The 16,243-nt window shown below is 41.1% G+C and carries 17 protein-coding genes and 1 pseudogene; 2 read left to right on the forward strand and 16 right to left on the reverse strand.

What is annotated here, in order from left to right:
* Positions 1–254 precede the first annotated feature (254 nt).
* The 5 genes from Q0P86_RS05580 to Q0P86_RS05600 all read right to left on the reverse strand — a co-directional run bounded on the left by Q0P86_RS05580 (position 255) and on the right by Q0P86_RS05600 (position 6,535).
* Positions 255–3,302, reverse strand: coding sequence for a DEAD/DEAH box helicase family protein (locus Q0P86_RS05580; protein WP_295037936.1), 3,048 nt, complete (start codon positions 3,300–3,302; stop codon positions 255–257).
* A gap of 9 nt (positions 3,303–3,311) precedes the next feature.
* Positions 3,312–3,539, reverse strand: coding sequence for a hypothetical protein (locus tag Q0P86_RS05585; protein WP_014546006.1), 228 nt, complete (start codon positions 3,537–3,539; stop codon positions 3,312–3,314).
* 3 nt (positions 3,540–3,542) lie between these two features.
* Positions 3,543–4,022: a DUF3990 domain-containing protein gene (locus tag Q0P86_RS05590; RefSeq protein WP_295037938.1), complete on the reverse strand. Its 480-nt coding sequence runs from the start codon at positions 4,020–4,022 to the stop codon at positions 3,543–3,545.
* Positions 4,019–4,234, reverse strand: a complete 216-nt coding sequence (locus Q0P86_RS05595) for a DUF3791 domain-containing protein (RefSeq protein ID WP_015731974.1) — start codon at positions 4,232–4,234, stop codon at positions 4,019–4,021. The genes Q0P86_RS05590 and Q0P86_RS05595 overlap by 4 nt, the downstream gene beginning before the upstream one ends.
* A 105-nt stretch (positions 4,235–4,339) precedes the next feature.
* Entirely contained in the window at positions 4,340–6,535 is a 2,196-nt protein-coding gene (locus tag Q0P86_RS05600) for a DUF262 domain-containing HNH endonuclease family protein (protein ID WP_295037941.1), read from the reverse strand.
* A gap of 187 nt (positions 6,536–6,722) precedes the next feature.
* Between Q0P86_RS05600 and Q0P86_RS05605 the strand changes: the two genes are divergently transcribed.
* Positions 6,723–7,193, forward strand: a complete 471-nt coding sequence (locus tag Q0P86_RS05605; protein WP_295037942.1) for a hypothetical protein — start codon at positions 6,723–6,725, stop codon at positions 7,191–7,193.
* Between the two features lie 33 nt (positions 7,194–7,226).
* On the forward strand, positions 7,227–7,787 hold the full coding sequence (locus Q0P86_RS05610) for a helix-turn-helix domain-containing protein (RefSeq protein WP_295037944.1): 561 nt from the start codon (positions 7,227–7,229) through the stop codon (positions 7,785–7,787).
* A gap of 30 nt (positions 7,788–7,817) precedes the next feature.
* Here Q0P86_RS05610 and Q0P86_RS05615 read toward each other — a convergent pair whose 3' ends face one another.
* The 11 genes and pseudogenes from Q0P86_RS05615 to Q0P86_RS05665 all read right to left on the reverse strand — a co-directional run bounded on the left by Q0P86_RS05615 (position 7,818) and on the right by Q0P86_RS05665 (position 16,071).
* Positions 7,818–8,681: a hypothetical protein gene (locus tag Q0P86_RS05615; RefSeq protein ID WP_295037946.1), complete on the reverse strand. Its 864-nt coding sequence runs from the start codon at positions 8,679–8,681 to the stop codon at positions 7,818–7,820.
* A 97-nt stretch (positions 8,682–8,778) separates the two neighbouring features.
* The gene (locus tag Q0P86_RS05620) at positions 8,779–9,582 is read right to left on the reverse strand and encodes a TIGR02391 family protein (RefSeq protein WP_295037948.1); all 804 of its coding nucleotides are present in this window, start codon (positions 9,580–9,582) and stop codon (positions 8,779–8,781) included.
* A gap of 11 nt (positions 9,583–9,593) precedes the next feature.
* Positions 9,594–9,965, reverse strand: a complete 372-nt coding sequence (locus Q0P86_RS05625; protein WP_295037950.1) for a hypothetical protein — start codon at positions 9,963–9,965, stop codon at positions 9,594–9,596.
* Between the two features lie 128 nt (positions 9,966–10,093).
* Positions 10,094–10,855 (reverse strand): hypothetical protein, encoded by a 762-nt coding sequence (locus Q0P86_RS05630; RefSeq protein WP_295037952.1) that lies wholly within the window; start codon positions 10,853–10,855, stop codon positions 10,094–10,096.
* Complete coding sequence (locus Q0P86_RS05635; RefSeq protein WP_295037954.1) at positions 10,855–11,349, reverse strand: hypothetical protein; 495 nt, start codon at positions 11,347–11,349, stop codon at positions 10,855–10,857. The genes Q0P86_RS05630 and Q0P86_RS05635 overlap by 1 nt, the downstream gene beginning before the upstream one ends.
* Positions 11,350–11,408: 59 nt before the next feature.
* Entirely contained in the window at positions 11,409–12,164 is a 756-nt protein-coding gene (locus Q0P86_RS05640) for a PIN domain-containing protein (protein ID WP_295037956.1), read from the reverse strand.
* 435 nt (positions 12,165–12,599) lie between these two features.
* The gene (locus tag Q0P86_RS05645) at positions 12,600–12,959 is read right to left on the reverse strand and encodes a four helix bundle protein (protein ID WP_367181817.1); all 360 of its coding nucleotides are present in this window, start codon (positions 12,957–12,959) and stop codon (positions 12,600–12,602) included.
* Between the two features lie 172 nt (positions 12,960–13,131).
* Positions 13,132–14,442 (reverse strand): annotated as a pseudogene (locus Q0P86_RS05650) (site-specific DNA-methyltransferase); the annotation flags it as partial.
* Between the two features lie 147 nt (positions 14,443–14,589).
* On the reverse strand, positions 14,590–14,991 hold the full coding sequence (locus Q0P86_RS05655; protein ID WP_295037958.1) for a hypothetical protein: 402 nt from the start codon (positions 14,989–14,991) through the stop codon (positions 14,590–14,592).
* Entirely contained in the window at positions 14,982–15,572 is a 591-nt protein-coding gene (locus tag Q0P86_RS05660) for a hypothetical protein (protein WP_295037960.1), read from the reverse strand. Before Q0P86_RS05660 ends, Q0P86_RS05655 begins: the two co-directional genes overlap by 10 nt.
* Before the next feature lie 40 nt (positions 15,573–15,612).
* Positions 15,613–16,071 (reverse strand): hypothetical protein, encoded by a 459-nt coding sequence (locus tag Q0P86_RS05665; protein ID WP_295037962.1) that lies wholly within the window; start codon positions 16,069–16,071, stop codon positions 15,613–15,615.
* Positions 16,072–16,243 lie beyond the last annotated feature (172 nt).

The following is a 16,243-nucleotide window of genomic DNA, read 5'->3' on the forward strand; positions in this document are numbered from 1 at the left end:
ACAAGTCCTTTATGATGGTCAAAATCGCCATTCTAAGCCACGGACTTATCCACAACACCAAAGTCATACTTTCCCTACTATTTTCTACTCACTTGTACACTAAACATATATTCCTGGAGCGGGATTGTCAAGACTCTTGTTTCAAGATTAGGTAAGGTTTCCCCGCGATTCATCTGTCTGCTACCCATTTTGTAAGCATCCTCATATTATTCAGAAAACTGGCAAGGGGCGTAAGGAAATTTTACAACCAACGGTTACTTCACCAAATTCAGCAATCGTTCGTAAGAATCCACCACGTCGTAGGTGACGGAGTCGCTGGAAATGGCAGCGAAATGTTTGCGGGCGCACTTGATTTTGGCGGATTCGATTTCGCGGAGTTCCATGGTGCTCATGGAGCCCTTGGTTTCGGCGACAAAATATACGTGCTTGACTTCGCCCTCATGGAAAGCAATTGCCCAGTCGGGATTGTACTTGCCAACGGGCGTATTGATAAAAAATCCCTTGGGCAGTTTGATGTAAAGCGATACTTCCTTGCTCGTTTCCAGTTTCTGCGCGAAGTCGCGTTCGTTACTGGAATCGTAAATCAGGTGGTCGTACAAATGCTGGTGCGTTTCGCAGGCATTCATACCGAGGCGCCCCTTCATCGTGTTGTCGGTAAAGATGCTCGTCTCGTAACTGGATTCCAGCTTGTTATACGTGATATGCTCAATGATGACGGTCGCCTTCTGTTCGTTGATTAAGCGGCTCGCCTTGATGATAAACTCTTCGGGGTTTTCCTGGAACTGCTCAAAGACGGGCTTCTGGATTTTACCAAGAATTTCGCCAACGGTCTTGCGGGTAAGTCCCGTATCTTCGACAATCTTTCCAATCAAGTCGTACTTGACGCTAGAATTTGCGACAACAACAGCAGCCTTGGTCGCCGTAGAATTTACCGTAAATGCAGTTCCCGCTTGCAACTGAGCCTTAGACTGAATCGCATTCATCGCACCCTGCGTAACATTGACAAAAATCTTCGTCACGCGCAAGTTCGCATTCAGCGCATCAACCGATTTACGGACAAGTTCATCCGTCTCAAAATCTACCACGTAAGCGGACTTCGCGTTAATCTTCTGCCAGAGTTCCTTGAACTCCTTGGAATTGTACTTGCTCTTGTTCAGGCGCAGTTCCACATTGTTCTTACGGGCATCTTCGGGCTTAATCGCATCGGCATCGTAAAGCGTATCGAGAACACCACAGATGCTTGCGGAATAAGGAGCAACTTCTTCGCAAAGGCATAGCGTACCCGCAGCCTTGTCCGTGCGATACTTATCCGTCAATGCACCCTTCTTCACGTAGCCGCATTCCAGCAAAGCATCGTAAACCGTCTGCGCAAAGTCATCCGTCACAAACAACTTTTCGCCAGATTCCGAAGTAAACGACTTTCCCTTGAACAGGTCAATCGTCACCTTGACCGGGCGGCTGCCAATCGTTTCCGCCATTTCGGTCTGCAACGCCTTCGCGAAATCCTCGTAACTCTCGTTCGCGATAACCGTAAGCACGTTCACCGAATGCACATCGCCGCCCAAGACACTCTCGTCCATGCGTTCGCCGTTCTGGTTCACGCATAAACGCAAGCCGCGGCCCACTTCTTGCCGCTTGCGGACTTCCGAAGCACTGCTCTTGAGCGTGCAAATCTGGAACACGTTCTGGTTATCCCAGCCTTCTTTCAGGGCAGAATGGCTAAAGATAAACCGCACAGGTTCTTCGCGCGAAAGCAGACATTCCTTGTCTTTCATGATCAAGTCATAAGCGTCGATATCGTCGGAATCCGACGACCCGCGAGCGACCTTGCTATCTACAAAGCGACCGCCGCCCTTCTTGCTCTTGTCGATGGAGAAATACCCCGCATGCGCCTTGTGGGCATCCGTCTTTTCCAGGAATTCAAAATACTCCGGGCTCTCCAGCAAATCCTGCTGCATCGACTTGCGGATGGAATCGTATTCTTCTTCGAACATTCTGGCGTAAATGCCCATCTCGTCCGGAGCGTCGTAATCACGATACTTCTTGACCTCGTCAATGAAGAACAGCGAAAGCACCTTGATGCCCTTGCCGAAAAGTGCACGTTCGCGCTCGAAATGCGAAATAATCGTTTCGCGAATCTGGATGCGGCGCAACTGATCCTCGTTCACCACGCCCACACAATCACCGGCAAAAATCTTCTTGCCGTTCGTGAAAGTCACAGAGGAATCATTGCCGTTCACGTCGGTAATGGTATAGCCATCCTTGTATTCTTCAAGACCGCCCGACTGTTCGTAAAGATTAAAACCCTTCGTGACATGGGCCTTTTTCTTGAGCAAGCCACCCTTGCCCTTGCAATCAAATTCAAGAGTCGCGACAGGAGCCTTGTCCGTAAACACCTGGACGCCTTCCAAGTACAAGTAGCCCTCGGTCGCCGTAGAACCGCTCACCGTAATGCCCTTGACACTAATCTTCTTGACCAAGTGCTTGTTATAGGCATCCATCGCATCGAGGCGGTAAACCATGTTGTAGATGGCGTCCTTGCGGTGCGTCGCCGAATAGCGCAAAGTCAACAGCGGCTGGAATTCCGCAAGGCCCTCTTTCGTCTTCTTGCCCTCGACACTCTGCGGCTCGTCGATAATCAGAATCGGGTTCGTGCTCGCGATAACGTCTATCGGGCGGCGGCTGCGAAACTCGTCCAGCTTCATGCGAATACGGCGAGCATCCTTGCCCGTAGCGTTGAACGCCTGCGAGTTAATAATCATCACGTTGATGTGACTGTCCGACGCAAAGTGGTCAATCTCGGTCAGGTTCTGCGAATTGTAGATAAAGAACCGGATGGACTTGCCGTATTCTTCCAAAAAATGCTCCTGCATAATCTGGAACGACTTATAGACGCCCTCGCGAATGGCGATGCTCGGTACCACCACGATAAACTTGGTCCAGCCGTAGGCGCGGTTCAGCTCGTACATCGTCTTGATGTAGGTATAGGTCTTGCCCGTACCCGTTTCCATCTCGATGGTCAGGTTGTAGCGGCCTTCCAACTTGTCGGACTGCGGCAAAAGATTCGCAGACTGCACTGCCTGCAAATTCGCAAGCACCTTGGAATCGCTCAACTCGGGCACCAGACGCTGGTTGCAAAAACCGGTCACGCCCCTCTGCGCAGGCACACTGCCGCCAAAGAGCTTGGTCGTCCCCGAATCCATCAAGTAGCTCGATTCCAAATAGGGTTGCCCCGCGAAAACATCGCAAACGGCCTTCGCGGCATCCGCCTGGAACTGCTGGTACTTGAACTGGATTTTCATAGTGTAAAATTAGGAATGTTTTGCAGAAAGTTCTGTTTCTTCAAGTATCTGCACAAGGACTTTGTAATCAAGATACTGGATGCCTTCAACGCCCTCATGGATTTTATCGGCAAGCTTGCTCTGGTAATACAGATCCATAGCTTCTTCCAGCGAACACTTACGCACCTGCGCCAAATACGCTATAATCCGTTCTTCCAGACGTTCCTGATAAACCTTCTCTAGAACTTCGCCATCCATAAGCTAAACCTCTTCGCCAGAAACAAACGTTAGCAACGAATCAATCGCTTTCTGCGTAATGAAGGCAATCTGGTCGTAATGCGGATACACCTTGATTTCTCTCAAGGCACGGTCTAAGTCCCAGATTCCCGAATGATACATGTCCACCACACGGAAAACCTTGTCATTCGCAACCTTGCCTACGATAACATCGTAATCCTTGTAATCCAAAGCCCCATCGCGGCACTTGCAGACAAAATTTATCCATTCATTCAAATCTTCTGGAAAAGTCTTTACCGATAAATCGCTTGTAACATCCGACATCTCGTAGATGTTCAGAACAGGACTCGCACCGTCATAAATTTTTGACTTTCTTTCGGCCCAACGGATAGCCTGCTCGCGAACGGTAGTCACATAGAACCCCATTCCAAAATCAAGGGGCCTATAAGAATGATTGATATCAGGCTTCTGCACGACCTGTATTGAACCATGGTAAACAATCATATAGCTACCTTGCGAACTTTCAAATATTCCTCGATATCGCTCACGACAAAATCAGTCCCTTGCGTGTGCATTATTTCGTAATTGGGAACAAGGAACTTTTGGATACAACCAGAATCCCTAAGTTTTTTATATACGGCGGACGGCAGCCGATTCCACTTGTTCGCGCAAGCGTGAATCATGTACACGACAAATTCGAAAGAATCCTGGATCATAATGCCTCCGTATAATTTAAAAGATACTTATTTTTCATTAAAGAGGATAATATCCGGCGTACTTCAGAGGTTTACGAACCCACATTTTTCTCAAGTTATGACGAATCATCCTTTCTTCAAAAATTCAACACGCCATCCCAAATTCAGTGCATCCGACAAGTCTTCCAATTGTTTCTTCTTGGTTTCTGTGCTACTATGAGTGTTTAGATAATACCCATCACCCATGGGAACTGAATTTGCATATTTGGAACTGTGTTCTCCTTTTTTGAATAAAGGTTCACTATCTAGTACAGATAAATACTTTTGAGCATATTCACACATTTGTTTTTTATCAATGCTCCTTAGAATTTCTTCAAACGCTTCTACCAATGTGTCTTTTGCAGAATCATGTTGGATTGTCGAGCCATCTTTTTTATAAAGGATAATATTTGTTTTTTTACCCTTTGCGCCCACAGATCTTATCAGCGGCTTAGACACATTGACGCCAATGACATTAAACGATTCAGGTTCATCAAAATCACCGTCATCAACGCCCCATATATCCAGAACTTCCTTTGTCAATGCAACCTGACGCTGGAGACATTGGTATTCATTCCATTCCTTGTGAGCATTGTAAACATTTTCGACAATATCGATAGAAGTAATGCTCAGTTCCGCATAAGCCTTGACGCCCTTGCGTTTGGGCGAGCCTTCCATTTTCACTTTGAACTTATTGTTCTGGATAGACGTATTCAGTTTGCCGGTCAAGAGCGTCATGTTGCCAATGGAATACACCATCTTTTGACGGTTAACCTTACCTTCGTCCTCATCAATTTTCTCGCCCTTGGCATTAACATACGGTACATCGCTCCAATTTTCCTCCCACTTTTGCGGCATGATATGTTCAAGCGTGTAATCGTATTTCAATTCCTTAAGATCATATTTTTTAGAATCGAAGCGGCGCTTGAGTTCAATCCAGAAAAGAATTAGAGTCGCTTCGCGGTTCTTTATTTTAGAAAGGCCGGTAAATACCTCGTCATTCGAGATAAGTTCTGCCATCTGGCATGGCTTCGTCTCGTCATCAATAAACTCAAGGCAATTCTTGTTGTACCCCTTTGTACTTTCTCCCGCAATCATTCTGCGCATAATGAATTTTTCCAATTCATTCATTCGCTGATTCAGTGCACCTTCGTCTTTTTCATACTTTTTCAGCAAGAATAGAATGTACGGATTAAAGGTTGTCAGACCAAGTTCGTCTAGAATATGGAATAAGCGTTTGGCGCTATCTTCATAAGAATAACAAGTAGTCTTGTTCAATTCCGGGACATTGTCACGATATATCTGAGCATAATTAATGATTTTCCGGACAAATTCCTTTACCTCTTTTTCTTTCATGTCCTCAATGTACTTTTTGTAGAGATCAGGAATGTCCGTCAGGGTATGCTCGCTTGGGTCAAATATCTTTTCAATGATCGCTACGGATTGTAGTAGGACTTCGCTGTTGTCACGCTGAATGCGACCGATGGTCCTTTTCTTGCCCCAATAATGCAGGGTTTCTTCGTCCTTGCAGAAAACATTTCCCCAAGTGTTATCGTAGAACTCAACGACATCTTCTTCTGTGCAAAATTCAAGAGCCTTTTGGAAGAGGGCGTTTTTCACGATGTCCGTAGATGTCAGGCGCACGCCCGCACTATTGATGGTGTCGAATATCTGTTGTTCGTGGTCATCTTCGTCCAAGGCGATAACCACAATCATCTTGTTATTTTCGGATAGCAAATTATCAAAGATATCGCTCACGATGTCAGGAGAGAAGGTCTTTAATTGGTCAACGAAATATTTATAACAGCAGAGAATCTTGTGTGACGAATTGTCATCATCGACATCTAAATTTGCGATTTCCGAATAATCTATAGATGTGATTCCGTTGGCATCTACACTTCCGATAACTTTTTCAAAATCTTGCCTATCCACCTTTGAATGCTTGACTTTGATATGATAAGCCGAATCTGTCTTTTTCTTTTTGTAAAAAAGAGCATTCCGCGCATCGTCAAGAACATTTACCTTGATTTCATCACTAAAGGTATCATATATAGCCTTTAGCAGGATGCTCAACGTAGTCAAGCGTTGTTGACCATCAATTACGCTTACACGGGTTGTTGCTCCGAATACGGACGAATCGTTGATCTTCTTGAGGATGATAGACCCAAGGAAGTGTCTGCGATTCACCTGTTTAAGATCATCCAAGAGTTCTTCCCAGTTGTCTTTTTTCCACACGTAGGCTCGCTGGAAAAACGGGATTTCGAAAGTCTGGATTTCGTTCAAGAAGGAAAAAGATTTAGATTCTGCTTTCATAGGGGTAAAAATACTTATTTATGACTAGAATCAATGATTTCAAAACTCAATCCCTATATAGGATGAAGATTAGACACACCTTTATAGTGGTTTATTACACAAAACATGTCGAATTAAGTTAAATTTCGGCATTTTATTCATTTTTTGAATAACAATCTTGACAAAACGACAAAAAAAATATATTATTATTCAGAAAACGAATAACAATCACATTAAAGGATTAACTTATGAAAATCTAGGAGAACATATGCCTTCCGCATGGACAATAAACAACGACGCCTCGTGCTTTTCTCGCAGTGCAGCAAAGAGCTTTCAAAAGAATTACCCTCAAGAGTTTGTCAATATCATGGCAAACTTAGATAGATACAAAAGTGCTTTAGATTCTGGGATACACCCTGAGCAAATCAAAAAAGAAAACACTTTTGTCCATAACGAAGGAAAAGGAGTTGTGTCTATAACGCAACACCCTCTCCGTAAAGGAGCGCATCCTCTTAGACTGTACATTTACCCTTGTTTGACCACACACGTATTACACATTCTTTTTATAGGCGACAAACATCATCAAGAAAAAGACATCCAAACAATTCACAACTATGTGAAAAAGAACCTTCAAGAACCAAACGCTTAAAACATCACATACACCCTAACAAGGGAGGCCGCTATGGACAAGAAGATAACTTCAGTTTCGGAATTATTAAAGGATATGGGAATTGATGACGACGCAAGAAAGGGCATCGATAAAGAAATCAAAAATCATATTCTTGGCAAAAATCTGATGATTCTCCGCATGAAGAACAATCTTTCTCAAGCGGAAATGGCCAAAAAGATGGGCGTGTCGCAACCCTGCATTTCTAGGCTTGAATACGCAAGCAATGACCAAATTAAACTTGGTGATTTGAACAAATATGTTGCTGCTTTGGGCTACGAAACAACGCTCATCATTTCCAAACCGCAGAACATCGCACAAAAAATCAAGAATACCTACAATCAGCTTTCTGCGTTACTAACAGAGTTGCAAAAATACGCAGTTGATGATGAATCCATTCTTCAAGGTATTGCCAAATTCGAACTGGAAGCAACCCACAACATGCTCAACCTCGCTTCTGCATTAATAGAAAGCAGTTCTTCTAAACTAAAGAAAATACATCCTCAACAAGAAACTCAAATTATTCTTGATGATTCAATAGTTGAAGACAAAAAGAAAAACTTGGCATTTGCTTAAATCAAAGAAGTCGGCAGAATGGCCGACTTTTTATACATACTTTCTTATGTAAGGAACAGACTCAATAAAAGAGTTGAAATCCATAATATATTGATCATGAGAAGGATCTATTATTGGAAACAAACCTTCAAATACTTTATATTTTTCAATCACTTTTATTTCTTTATAAGATACAATTTTCTCATCTAATTTGAACCTCAACATCATTAAAACCAATTCATAAGTAGGTAGCATATGGATGAATTCTTTGACAACATTTTCTTTCTCATCACTAGATAAACGGGATGCATTATCAATATCTTGTAATATAATCAAAGAATGGTTTAAATAATAATTGAACAAATAGCCCCGTTCGGAAATAAAATTCGAATATGCTGAAGCAACAGCTTTATATTTATTAGAATTTGACTCATATTTTGAGATACGAATAAAGTGATTTACAAAAAATTTTTGATACAAAACAAAAAGAGCTTCAGAACCTTCACGTAATAGTGTGTCAACTTTAGCTAAATTATAAACGATATTTTTTTGCGAATCTTCACATTTATAACCGGCTCCTCCTAGTTCCCTATCATATAACTTTATTGTAGAAAGCAATGAAATATGTTCTGATATAGAATTTCTTAACTGTTGCAAGTCATTACCTTTTGCAAGAGACTCATTAGCTTCGTATTGGGCCCACATCGCCCAAAAAGCTAAAAAAGCGGCAATAAAAGCGACTATAGTTCCTGCTATACCTCCAAATGTATCTCCGATAGAACCGGTCTTTGTATAATCCCAAGATGGTGCAAATGCCGGCTGCACAAATATATAGGTTAACAAAAGCACCAAAATCCCCGTAGTTAACATGGTTATAGCCAATGTTTTTAGATGTGAAGTAAAGAATTTATACATATGTCGTAGACATCCTCTTGTGGAAAATACACGAATTATTCACTATTGTTAATCGTTTTTACTAATTAAATTAAGAAAACTTAGGCGTAGACACAAATCACTCCATTCTGATTTTCTGAGCCTTATCTAATCTTCTATGGCAATAAGAAATCATGCCGAATATTTCAAGTGCGTCTTGTTCATTGATAGGCCATTCAACTTTAAGTTCATGGGCTTCTGGATTTCGAAACATTCCCATAAGGCCACATAAAATGTTCTTGAAGCCTTCTTGCTCATCCTGTTCTGATTTATTTATAAAGTTATTTATGATTAGAATAGGATTTTTACTGAAAACATTTTCTATAAGATTTCGCCCTTGTTTGTCAGAGCCAGAAAGTTGTTGAATTCTTTTTTCCAGTCCTTTCATTGACTCAAATACTGCATGAAAATAGTTATTGGCAAGCAGTTCTTCTTTACAATATTGAAAAACCAGCCTATGAGCATTTTGATTTTCCAATTTTGATTTTAAAGAATCAACCCTTTGCTTTGCCTCAGAAATTGTTTCAGCCTTTTTCACATAATCAAATTGACCATTCAAAAGATATTGAATGCCAACAAAAGCAAGTTGTTCATTTATACAACGAACTCTATATCCAAAGAAATCCTGATTAGAAAGATATCTTGATGGAGCCAAAGCTAATTGGATAAATTCAAAAATTTTATCAACCGAATTAGTCGAATTACCTTCCACCGCTAAAGCATTATACAGCCGTTTCCATTTGGTTGCATCAGGCGCAACGTCTTTTATTTTAAGTTGCGACAAATAAAGACCAATTTCACTGCCCGTAATGCCCTCGTCGGTATCTGCAAGAACTCTGCAGACACCTTCCAAAATAGGTTGAGGAACATCAGGGTAGATCAATCAGCGCTCCATTAAAATACTATGATTTTTTTTGCTATAAATCTATACTGATAATTATCAACCGATGCTTCTTTCAGCATTTTGAGTATTTGATGAATTGAATTCGCTGGATAAATTCGATTATCTTTATCAACAATTTCACCATCAATTCCAGCCTTTTCAATAGCATTGAATGCAGCCTCTGGATGTGCAGAATTTTCAATAGATAACTTTACATTAAACAAATCAAAGCAATCATGTATAATAGTGTCATCATTCATTTGAGTGGGGACATCTATCACGAATGACCAACAATTATTGTTTACTGTTTCTAATGATGTTTTCATCAGGCCCAAAGCTTCTTCTATAGACTTGCCAAGTTGAGGAGGAACGCTTACATTCAAACCTTTAGTGACATCCTTTATTCTTGCCGTATATATCCCATCATCTTTATCGTAATCAATGTCAATAACAGCAAATTCTGTTGGAAAACAATTATCTTTCTCATAGATTTACCATCTCCTTTCGAACTTTAAATGGTTATAAGTTGAGTTTTTGTTATTTCCCACATTCCAACTCTTGCAGATGTCCCCATACATGATAAAAATACAAGTTTTGTAGTTATCTTGGAAATGTCTTGAGAAAATTGAGCGTAAGGCACTGTAGGATTATTCCTATAGTCTTTAGAATATTCTTTATCAAAACCGGTGATTAAATTTAATATATCAGGATCGTTAACGTTAATAATTCTATCAGGGGCATTCATATCAAAAGAAAACATCTTGTTATAAACGCTGTTATACACAGTCATTGGCGATTTATTGGTAGGAGGTAATTTATTTTTTCTTACCGATTTCCCGGGTATCAATTGCTCAAAATCAGTCATAAATTCTTCGCTTTTTCCCGCCATTAAGAAAAATTTATATGAATTGCAGTCATCAATAGAATTCAATCTCATCAAATCATTAAACACTCGCTGTTTTTCAGGTTGATTACGCGTAGAACCGTTTTTAGTATACTTAAATTCGAAATAATATGGCGTATCAACAGTTTCTCGACGAACAAAGAAAGCATCCGTCCATCTTGATCCAAAATATTTTAATTCCTTTTCCAACTCCAACTTGCTAATATACTGAGCTAAATATTCTCCAAACGGAACATTTATAGAAGATTCTGCTAAACTATAGTTGCGATTGAGGGCTATTTGGTATGATAGCCAAGAATGAATAGAATTTCCTAGGCATTCTTCAGAATAAGGAAATTCGCCCTCTAAAAAAGTATTTGCTTGAGTCATTAAACACCCTTTTCAATTGAATATGGCTCAAAAGGCAAATTATTAATCCCAACAACAACAATACGAATCCAAGGATTATCTAGATGGGAATCTATAAATGCATTATAGAGAGAACCTTCTATAACATGTTGAACAGCACTTTCCATAATTGGACGAGGATTTTCAATTGTAGGGTCCGCAAACAAAAAAACAATTTTTGACCGAGTGAAACGATTTCCAGGAACTAATGGAATTTCATGTTTTTCTACTTGTCCGTTCAATTCCTGCATTGGTTGAAAATCAATTTCATTGAAGCCTTTAACCACAAGCCTAGTCCATGGATTGTCTAACCATTCCTCAACAAAATCGTTGTAATCGTCATTACCTACATACTGGTTCACGGCTCTTTGAACATTATACTGCGGATTTGGATTCCGCCCGGTTTCAGAGATAATGGCAAATTCACCAACGACATTTCTGTCTGCATCTCTTAGCTCTTTTCTGAAAATTTCCATATAATCATTCCTTAAATTAATACTCATGTGATTATTAAATCATTTTTAGTACGCCAAACTTATCGTCCCATAGCAACTTCAGCTTCCCATTCTAACTGGCTTTGTACCCAATCATCAAAATCATCAATTAAATCCGATGATAATTCCAATACACGAGCAAAATCAGCGATGTCTTTTGAAATGTATGTTCTTACTGATGGCTGAATCTGAATAATAGTTTTATATACTTCTCCCGTTTGAGGATCAATAAAATCTTTCGAATTGTTTGAAAAATAAATAAAATCGTATTTTGAAGGAACGGCGCTACCTTCTTTACGTACTTTATCTTCTACATATTGGTAGTAATTCCTTAAAATCAAAGCGTCATTAAAATTATTTTTATTGTTATGCATTGGAGGCTGTTTATCAATCGCTAGCTGAGCAACATACAGAATTTGCTGTTCATTAACAGTAATTTCAGTACACTCATTCATAAACAACTCTATTTCACTAATCCGGTTTTCTACTGCCTGACATCTAGCTTCTTCATCCTTGCAAAAAGCAATAAGTTCTAAAAAAGCATTCCGGGCATGAGAATCTTGTATAAACTCCGACAATTGTTTTGTATGTCTGTATTCTGTTTTTATTTCGTCAACAACTTTTTTCCGAACAGAATCTTTATTGCGACTCCATTCCTTTTTTACTATATCACTAACAATTATATCAACGAAGCCCTTATTTTTTTGTTCTTTCAACTCTTTGAAAAATTGATAAAAACGCTCTTCTACCATGTAAATCCATATGTTAGTATCAAAAGCCAATATTGTATTTTTCATCTTACACCACCTTTACTGTAGTGTTTGGGCTGATTGTTTTGAAGATTTCGGTGACGTTGATTTTGGCGGAGTCGCTTTTGAAGCTGGAATCGCGAAAGACGGCGCGGAGGGGCTTGGCGGCTGCGATTTGGCGGATGGCGGCTTCGGGGATGTTGTTTGCGAAGCAGGCGACGAGGTCGCCGTCGTTGACGTTATAGACTTGGAGGTTTTCGATGGTTTCGGTTTTGATGGGGAGCGAGAGCGAGACGCCCCAATCGACGAGGCAGCCGAAGAGGAGGTCCATGTCGGTGCGGCCGTCCTTGATGTTGCTGATTTGTTCGACGAGGTCTTGCTGGGAGATTTCGCCGGCGGAGTAATAGACGTCCTTCATGTTGGAGTCGTCGATTTTCAGGACGCGGAAACCACGGTCAGAGTTTAGAACTGAGAGCTTAGAACTTAGACCTTTGATGTCAAATGCTTTATCAGCGAAGAGATCATTTTGCTGATTTCTTCCAAGAGCTTCAAGCTTGATTCGATATCCGTTTTCGTTAAGTATTTTAAGCGTTCGCAAATCAACAATTGTGTTTCCAGTTCCGCTCGTGATCCCCTTGCTATTTTCAAAAACTGGACAAACTCCTTGCTCCCCCGAGATTGCCCCTCCGCTATGTTCGACGGAATCGACACCACAGCCCTGCGAATTTGATCCGACAGAGCGTATGTTTCCTCCTTCGGCAACCTCTTCACCAAGGCATAGACCAATTCCATTAGATCCATAGACTTCTTCCAAACTTCTAATTTCTGGTAATTCTCTTGCATACTTTTCGACAATTCCTTCTTTTTCTAAGTTCTGTAAACTAAGCTCTAAGATCTGATCGCCTGCGCGGCGGATGCGTTCCTTGCCGATTTCGCAGATGGTCTTGTAGCCAGCCTTTGCTGCTTCAGAATTTTCATCGCATTTTTCAGGTAATTGGACCATGATGAATTTGCGATGGCCGCCGTCTTCGGCATTCAATTGCATAACGGCATGAGCTGTTGTCGCGGAACCAGAGAAGAAGTCTAAAATCAAAGAATTATCATTTGATGCCAACTGCAAAATTCTATGAATCAGCCTTATTGGTTTTGGATTACTAAACAAATCTCCCGTACCCAATAAAGATTTCACATCTTTAGCACCCTCTTGATTATGCCCTACTTCATTATTAGTCCACCAAGTCCATACATTTCCACCATCACCTTCTGACAAAAACTTCTTTTGCCTTGGTCTTGAATTTCCATCATCACCAAACCAAATTCTATTGTCTTTACAAAGAGATTCAAATGTAGATTGCGCTAAAGCCCAGCACCTTCCTGCGGGTGGATACATTTCTGTACCACCTGGAGTTACGATTTTATAGAATTGACTTCCCGTTGCATGACCTGTTTGACCAGTAATATCCACCGATGCCCAAGGACCTCTTGGATCGTTGTCTGGATTCTTATATTGAGAACAGCGTTCTTCTGATAAGGGTAACTTCTTCAATGTTTCTTTAAGCACATTAAAATTCTTTGCTATTACTGTTATGTAATCATGAGCTGCCCCTAAATTAAATCTAGCATCTGGAGAAGTTCTTTTTTGCCAAACAATTTGTGCGTAAAAATTACTTCCACCAAATACTTCGTCGCAAATCTTTTTCAGGTTCGCTTGTTCGTTATCGTCGATGCTGATAAATATCACGCCATCGTCGGTGAGCAGGTTGCGGGCGAGCAGCAGGCGGCTGTAAATCATGGAACTCCAGTCGGAATGGAAACGGCCGTTGCTGTCAGAATTCTGCACCATGCGATTTCCTTCGTCGTCCACGGCGCCGCTTTCTTCGGCGTACTTAGCGCTGTCCATGCGGAAGTCGTCTTTGTAGATAAAGTCGTTGCCGGTGTTGTAGGGCGGGTCGATGTATATCATCTTGACCTTGCCCAGGTAGCCCTCTTGCAAGAGTTTCAGGGCTTCGAGGTTGTCGCCTTCGATGTAGAGGTTCTCGGTGGTGTCGAAGTTCTTGGATTCTTCCACGCAGGGGCGCAGCGTCTTGCGGATGGGTTTCGCGGCTTCCACCATGGCGTCGCGCTTGCCGACCCAGGTAAATTCGTAAGACTCGTCGCCTTCCGCAACACTCTCGCCGAGCATCTGCTTGAGCGCGTCGAAATTCACCGCCTTCTTCAGCTTGCCATCCTTGGCCTTGCTTTCGGTCACGCAATTCGGGAACAACGCGGCAATCTTCTCGACATTCATCTGCGCCATATCGGGAGTTTCAAACTTCATCTTTTCCATGGGATACCTTTTGTACGAAATATATAATTATATCGATTGCCAAAAGTGAGAAAAGTGTTGTGAAAACACAGAAATATCTTGATAAAAGTGTTGAAAAAATACACTTTTATCAAGATAATGGTGATTAACTAAGAAAAAGAGAAGAAATCAGTCCATTTCAACTACAGAAAAACGACCTAACTCGCAATAAACTTCGCCAGAATTGACTTTACACACATTGACAATGATTTCTCCGGGCCCCTTCATGTCCATGATTACCCGTATCGGGAGCTGAACAAAGTCGTCGCCTTCCGCCCTGATTTCCAGAGGGATGTCAGACATAAGGCTCGTGCCATTTGTCGAGATGGACCTGACGACATAATGACTTGCATCAACAGAACGATCCAACTTTACTCCGGCAAAGAAACACCAGCACATGGGGTCTTTCCAACGCTTTTCTTTTGGAAGATTATTCACAACTCTTCCCGTTCGATAAATGCCGAGAAGCATATATCTTCCATTCGCCTCTTGGCGAAATTCTTCACACAAAACTTTGGATTCTACTTGCATAGGGCAACCGCTCCTTCGTTTGCAAAACAGGGATTATAATAGTTGTAAAAATCTATCTCGTTTTCGCCATGAGTTACAGCGGCTTCGTCAGGCTGATAAAGACAGTCCGCTAGATATTCATCATTTTCTAATTCCGGGAAACCCTCTTCCGGACTTTCGACATTAACTTTCAAATCGCCATCGGCAAAGCCTTCTTCGGCAAAATCAATCAATTTCGGCTGAGACGCGATATAACGAGCCAAGGCCAACACAGTTGCAGAAATCTGCTTTCCCTGCTTCCAGCGATACACCGTATGCGGAGCCAAATCAAGGGCCCGCTCCAAACGGGCATCAGAATAGCCAGCCTTGTTTATTTTTTCAATCAACAAGGGCATGCTTTCATCGCCTTTTATCTTTTTTTGCTTTTCCACTTCTTCTCGAGAGTCCGAATCCAATCGAATTTTTGCGCCGCATTCTTTACAATGACAAATGCAAACATTTTGATTGGCAAAATCTGCCATGGGTACGAAAATTTTTTTCACCTTATGAATGATTTCAATATTTTTAGAATCACAAACAGGGCATTCAGATACATTTTTCATATAAGCATTCCTTTTTGTTTTTGTCATTCTTAAAGTATAATCAGTTTATGATTTTGGGTTTTGGCTTATTTAGTTTCAATGATTTAAGAATCTGCTGTAATTCTTCACTTTTTAATCGTTCAAATATCGCCACATAAAGATTATGAGTACCATAATTCAATAAATAAGAATACACAGGTGTTCCTGCCGGACCTTCCATTATATTTTTTTCCAGTTCGACAACCTTTATAAATTTGGGTTTCGACGTCAACGAAGCAAACCAAGAAGCAATATCCTCATTAGTGTACAATTTTAAAAACCTATTGGCATCATCAGAGGGAGCATCTTCATACACAAGAATTTCTTTCCCAGATTTGCACAGAGCAACAAAATCATCCCACACGACATACGGGTTACGTGACGGTGCAATTTTCAGTTCATTTTTCATCTCTTCGCAATTCACCTTAGCTCCTTTTGTAATCTTAACAACCAGTACTTTTTTAATAAAAAGATTACACACTATGTGTAATATAGATTATTTTTAGAAAAAAACAAGACGCTCACGCCAACATTTACGCATTTTATGTATTTTTATTGTTTTTCAGAAAGAAAAACGGCGATTTTAGCGAAATTCTGCCACTTTTCGGCAAAAATCGCGCCGCATGTTGAAATATCTATAATTTTGGCCGGAT

It is taken from the genome of uncultured Fibrobacter sp., assembly GCF_946062555.1.
GTDB lineage: Bacteria > Fibrobacterota > Fibrobacteria > Fibrobacterales > Fibrobacteraceae > Fibrobacter.

Coding starts and splice junctions, on each gene's coding strand:
- Q0P86_RS05610 (WP_295037944.1), top strand. CDS start 7,227: ATGGACAAGAAGATAACTTCAGTTTCGGAATTATTAAAGGATATGGGA.
- Q0P86_RS05660 (WP_295037960.1), bottom strand. CDS start 15,572: ATGAAAAATGTATCTGAATGCCCTGTTTGTGATTCTAAAAATATTGAA.
- Q0P86_RS05595 (WP_015731974.1), bottom strand. CDS start 4,234: ATGATCCAGGATTCTTTCGAATTTGTCGTGTACATGATTCACGCTTGC.
- Q0P86_RS05655 (WP_295037958.1), bottom strand. CDS start 14,991: ATGCAAGTAGAATCCAAAGTTTTGTGTGAAGAATTTCGCCAAGAGGCG.
- Q0P86_RS05645 (WP_367181817.1), bottom strand. CDS start 12,959: ATGCAAGAGAATTACCAGAAATTAGAAGTTTGGAAGAAGTCTATGGAT.
- Q0P86_RS05615 (WP_295037946.1), bottom strand. CDS start 8,681: ATGTATAAATTCTTTACTTCACATCTAAAAACATTGGCTATAACCATG.
- Q0P86_RS05585 (WP_014546006.1), bottom strand. CDS start 3,539: ATGGATGGCGAAGTTCTAGAGAAGGTTTATCAGGAACGTCTGGAAGAA.
- Q0P86_RS05590 (WP_295037938.1), bottom strand. CDS start 4,022: ATGATTGTTTACCATGGTTCAATACAGGTCGTGCAGAAGCCTGATATC.
- Q0P86_RS05635 (WP_295037954.1), bottom strand. CDS start 11,349: ATGGAAATTTTCAGAAAAGAGCTAAGAGATGCAGACAGAAATGTCGTT.
- Q0P86_RS05580 (WP_295037936.1), bottom strand. CDS start 3,302: ATGAAAATCCAGTTCAAGTACCAGCAGTTCCAGGCGGATGCCGCGAAG.
- Q0P86_RS05640 (WP_295037956.1), bottom strand. CDS start 12,164: ATGAAAAATACAATATTGGCTTTTGATACTAACATATGGATTTACATG.
- Q0P86_RS05630 (WP_295037952.1), bottom strand. CDS start 10,855: ATGACTCAAGCAAATACTTTTTTAGAGGGCGAATTTCCTTATTCTGAA.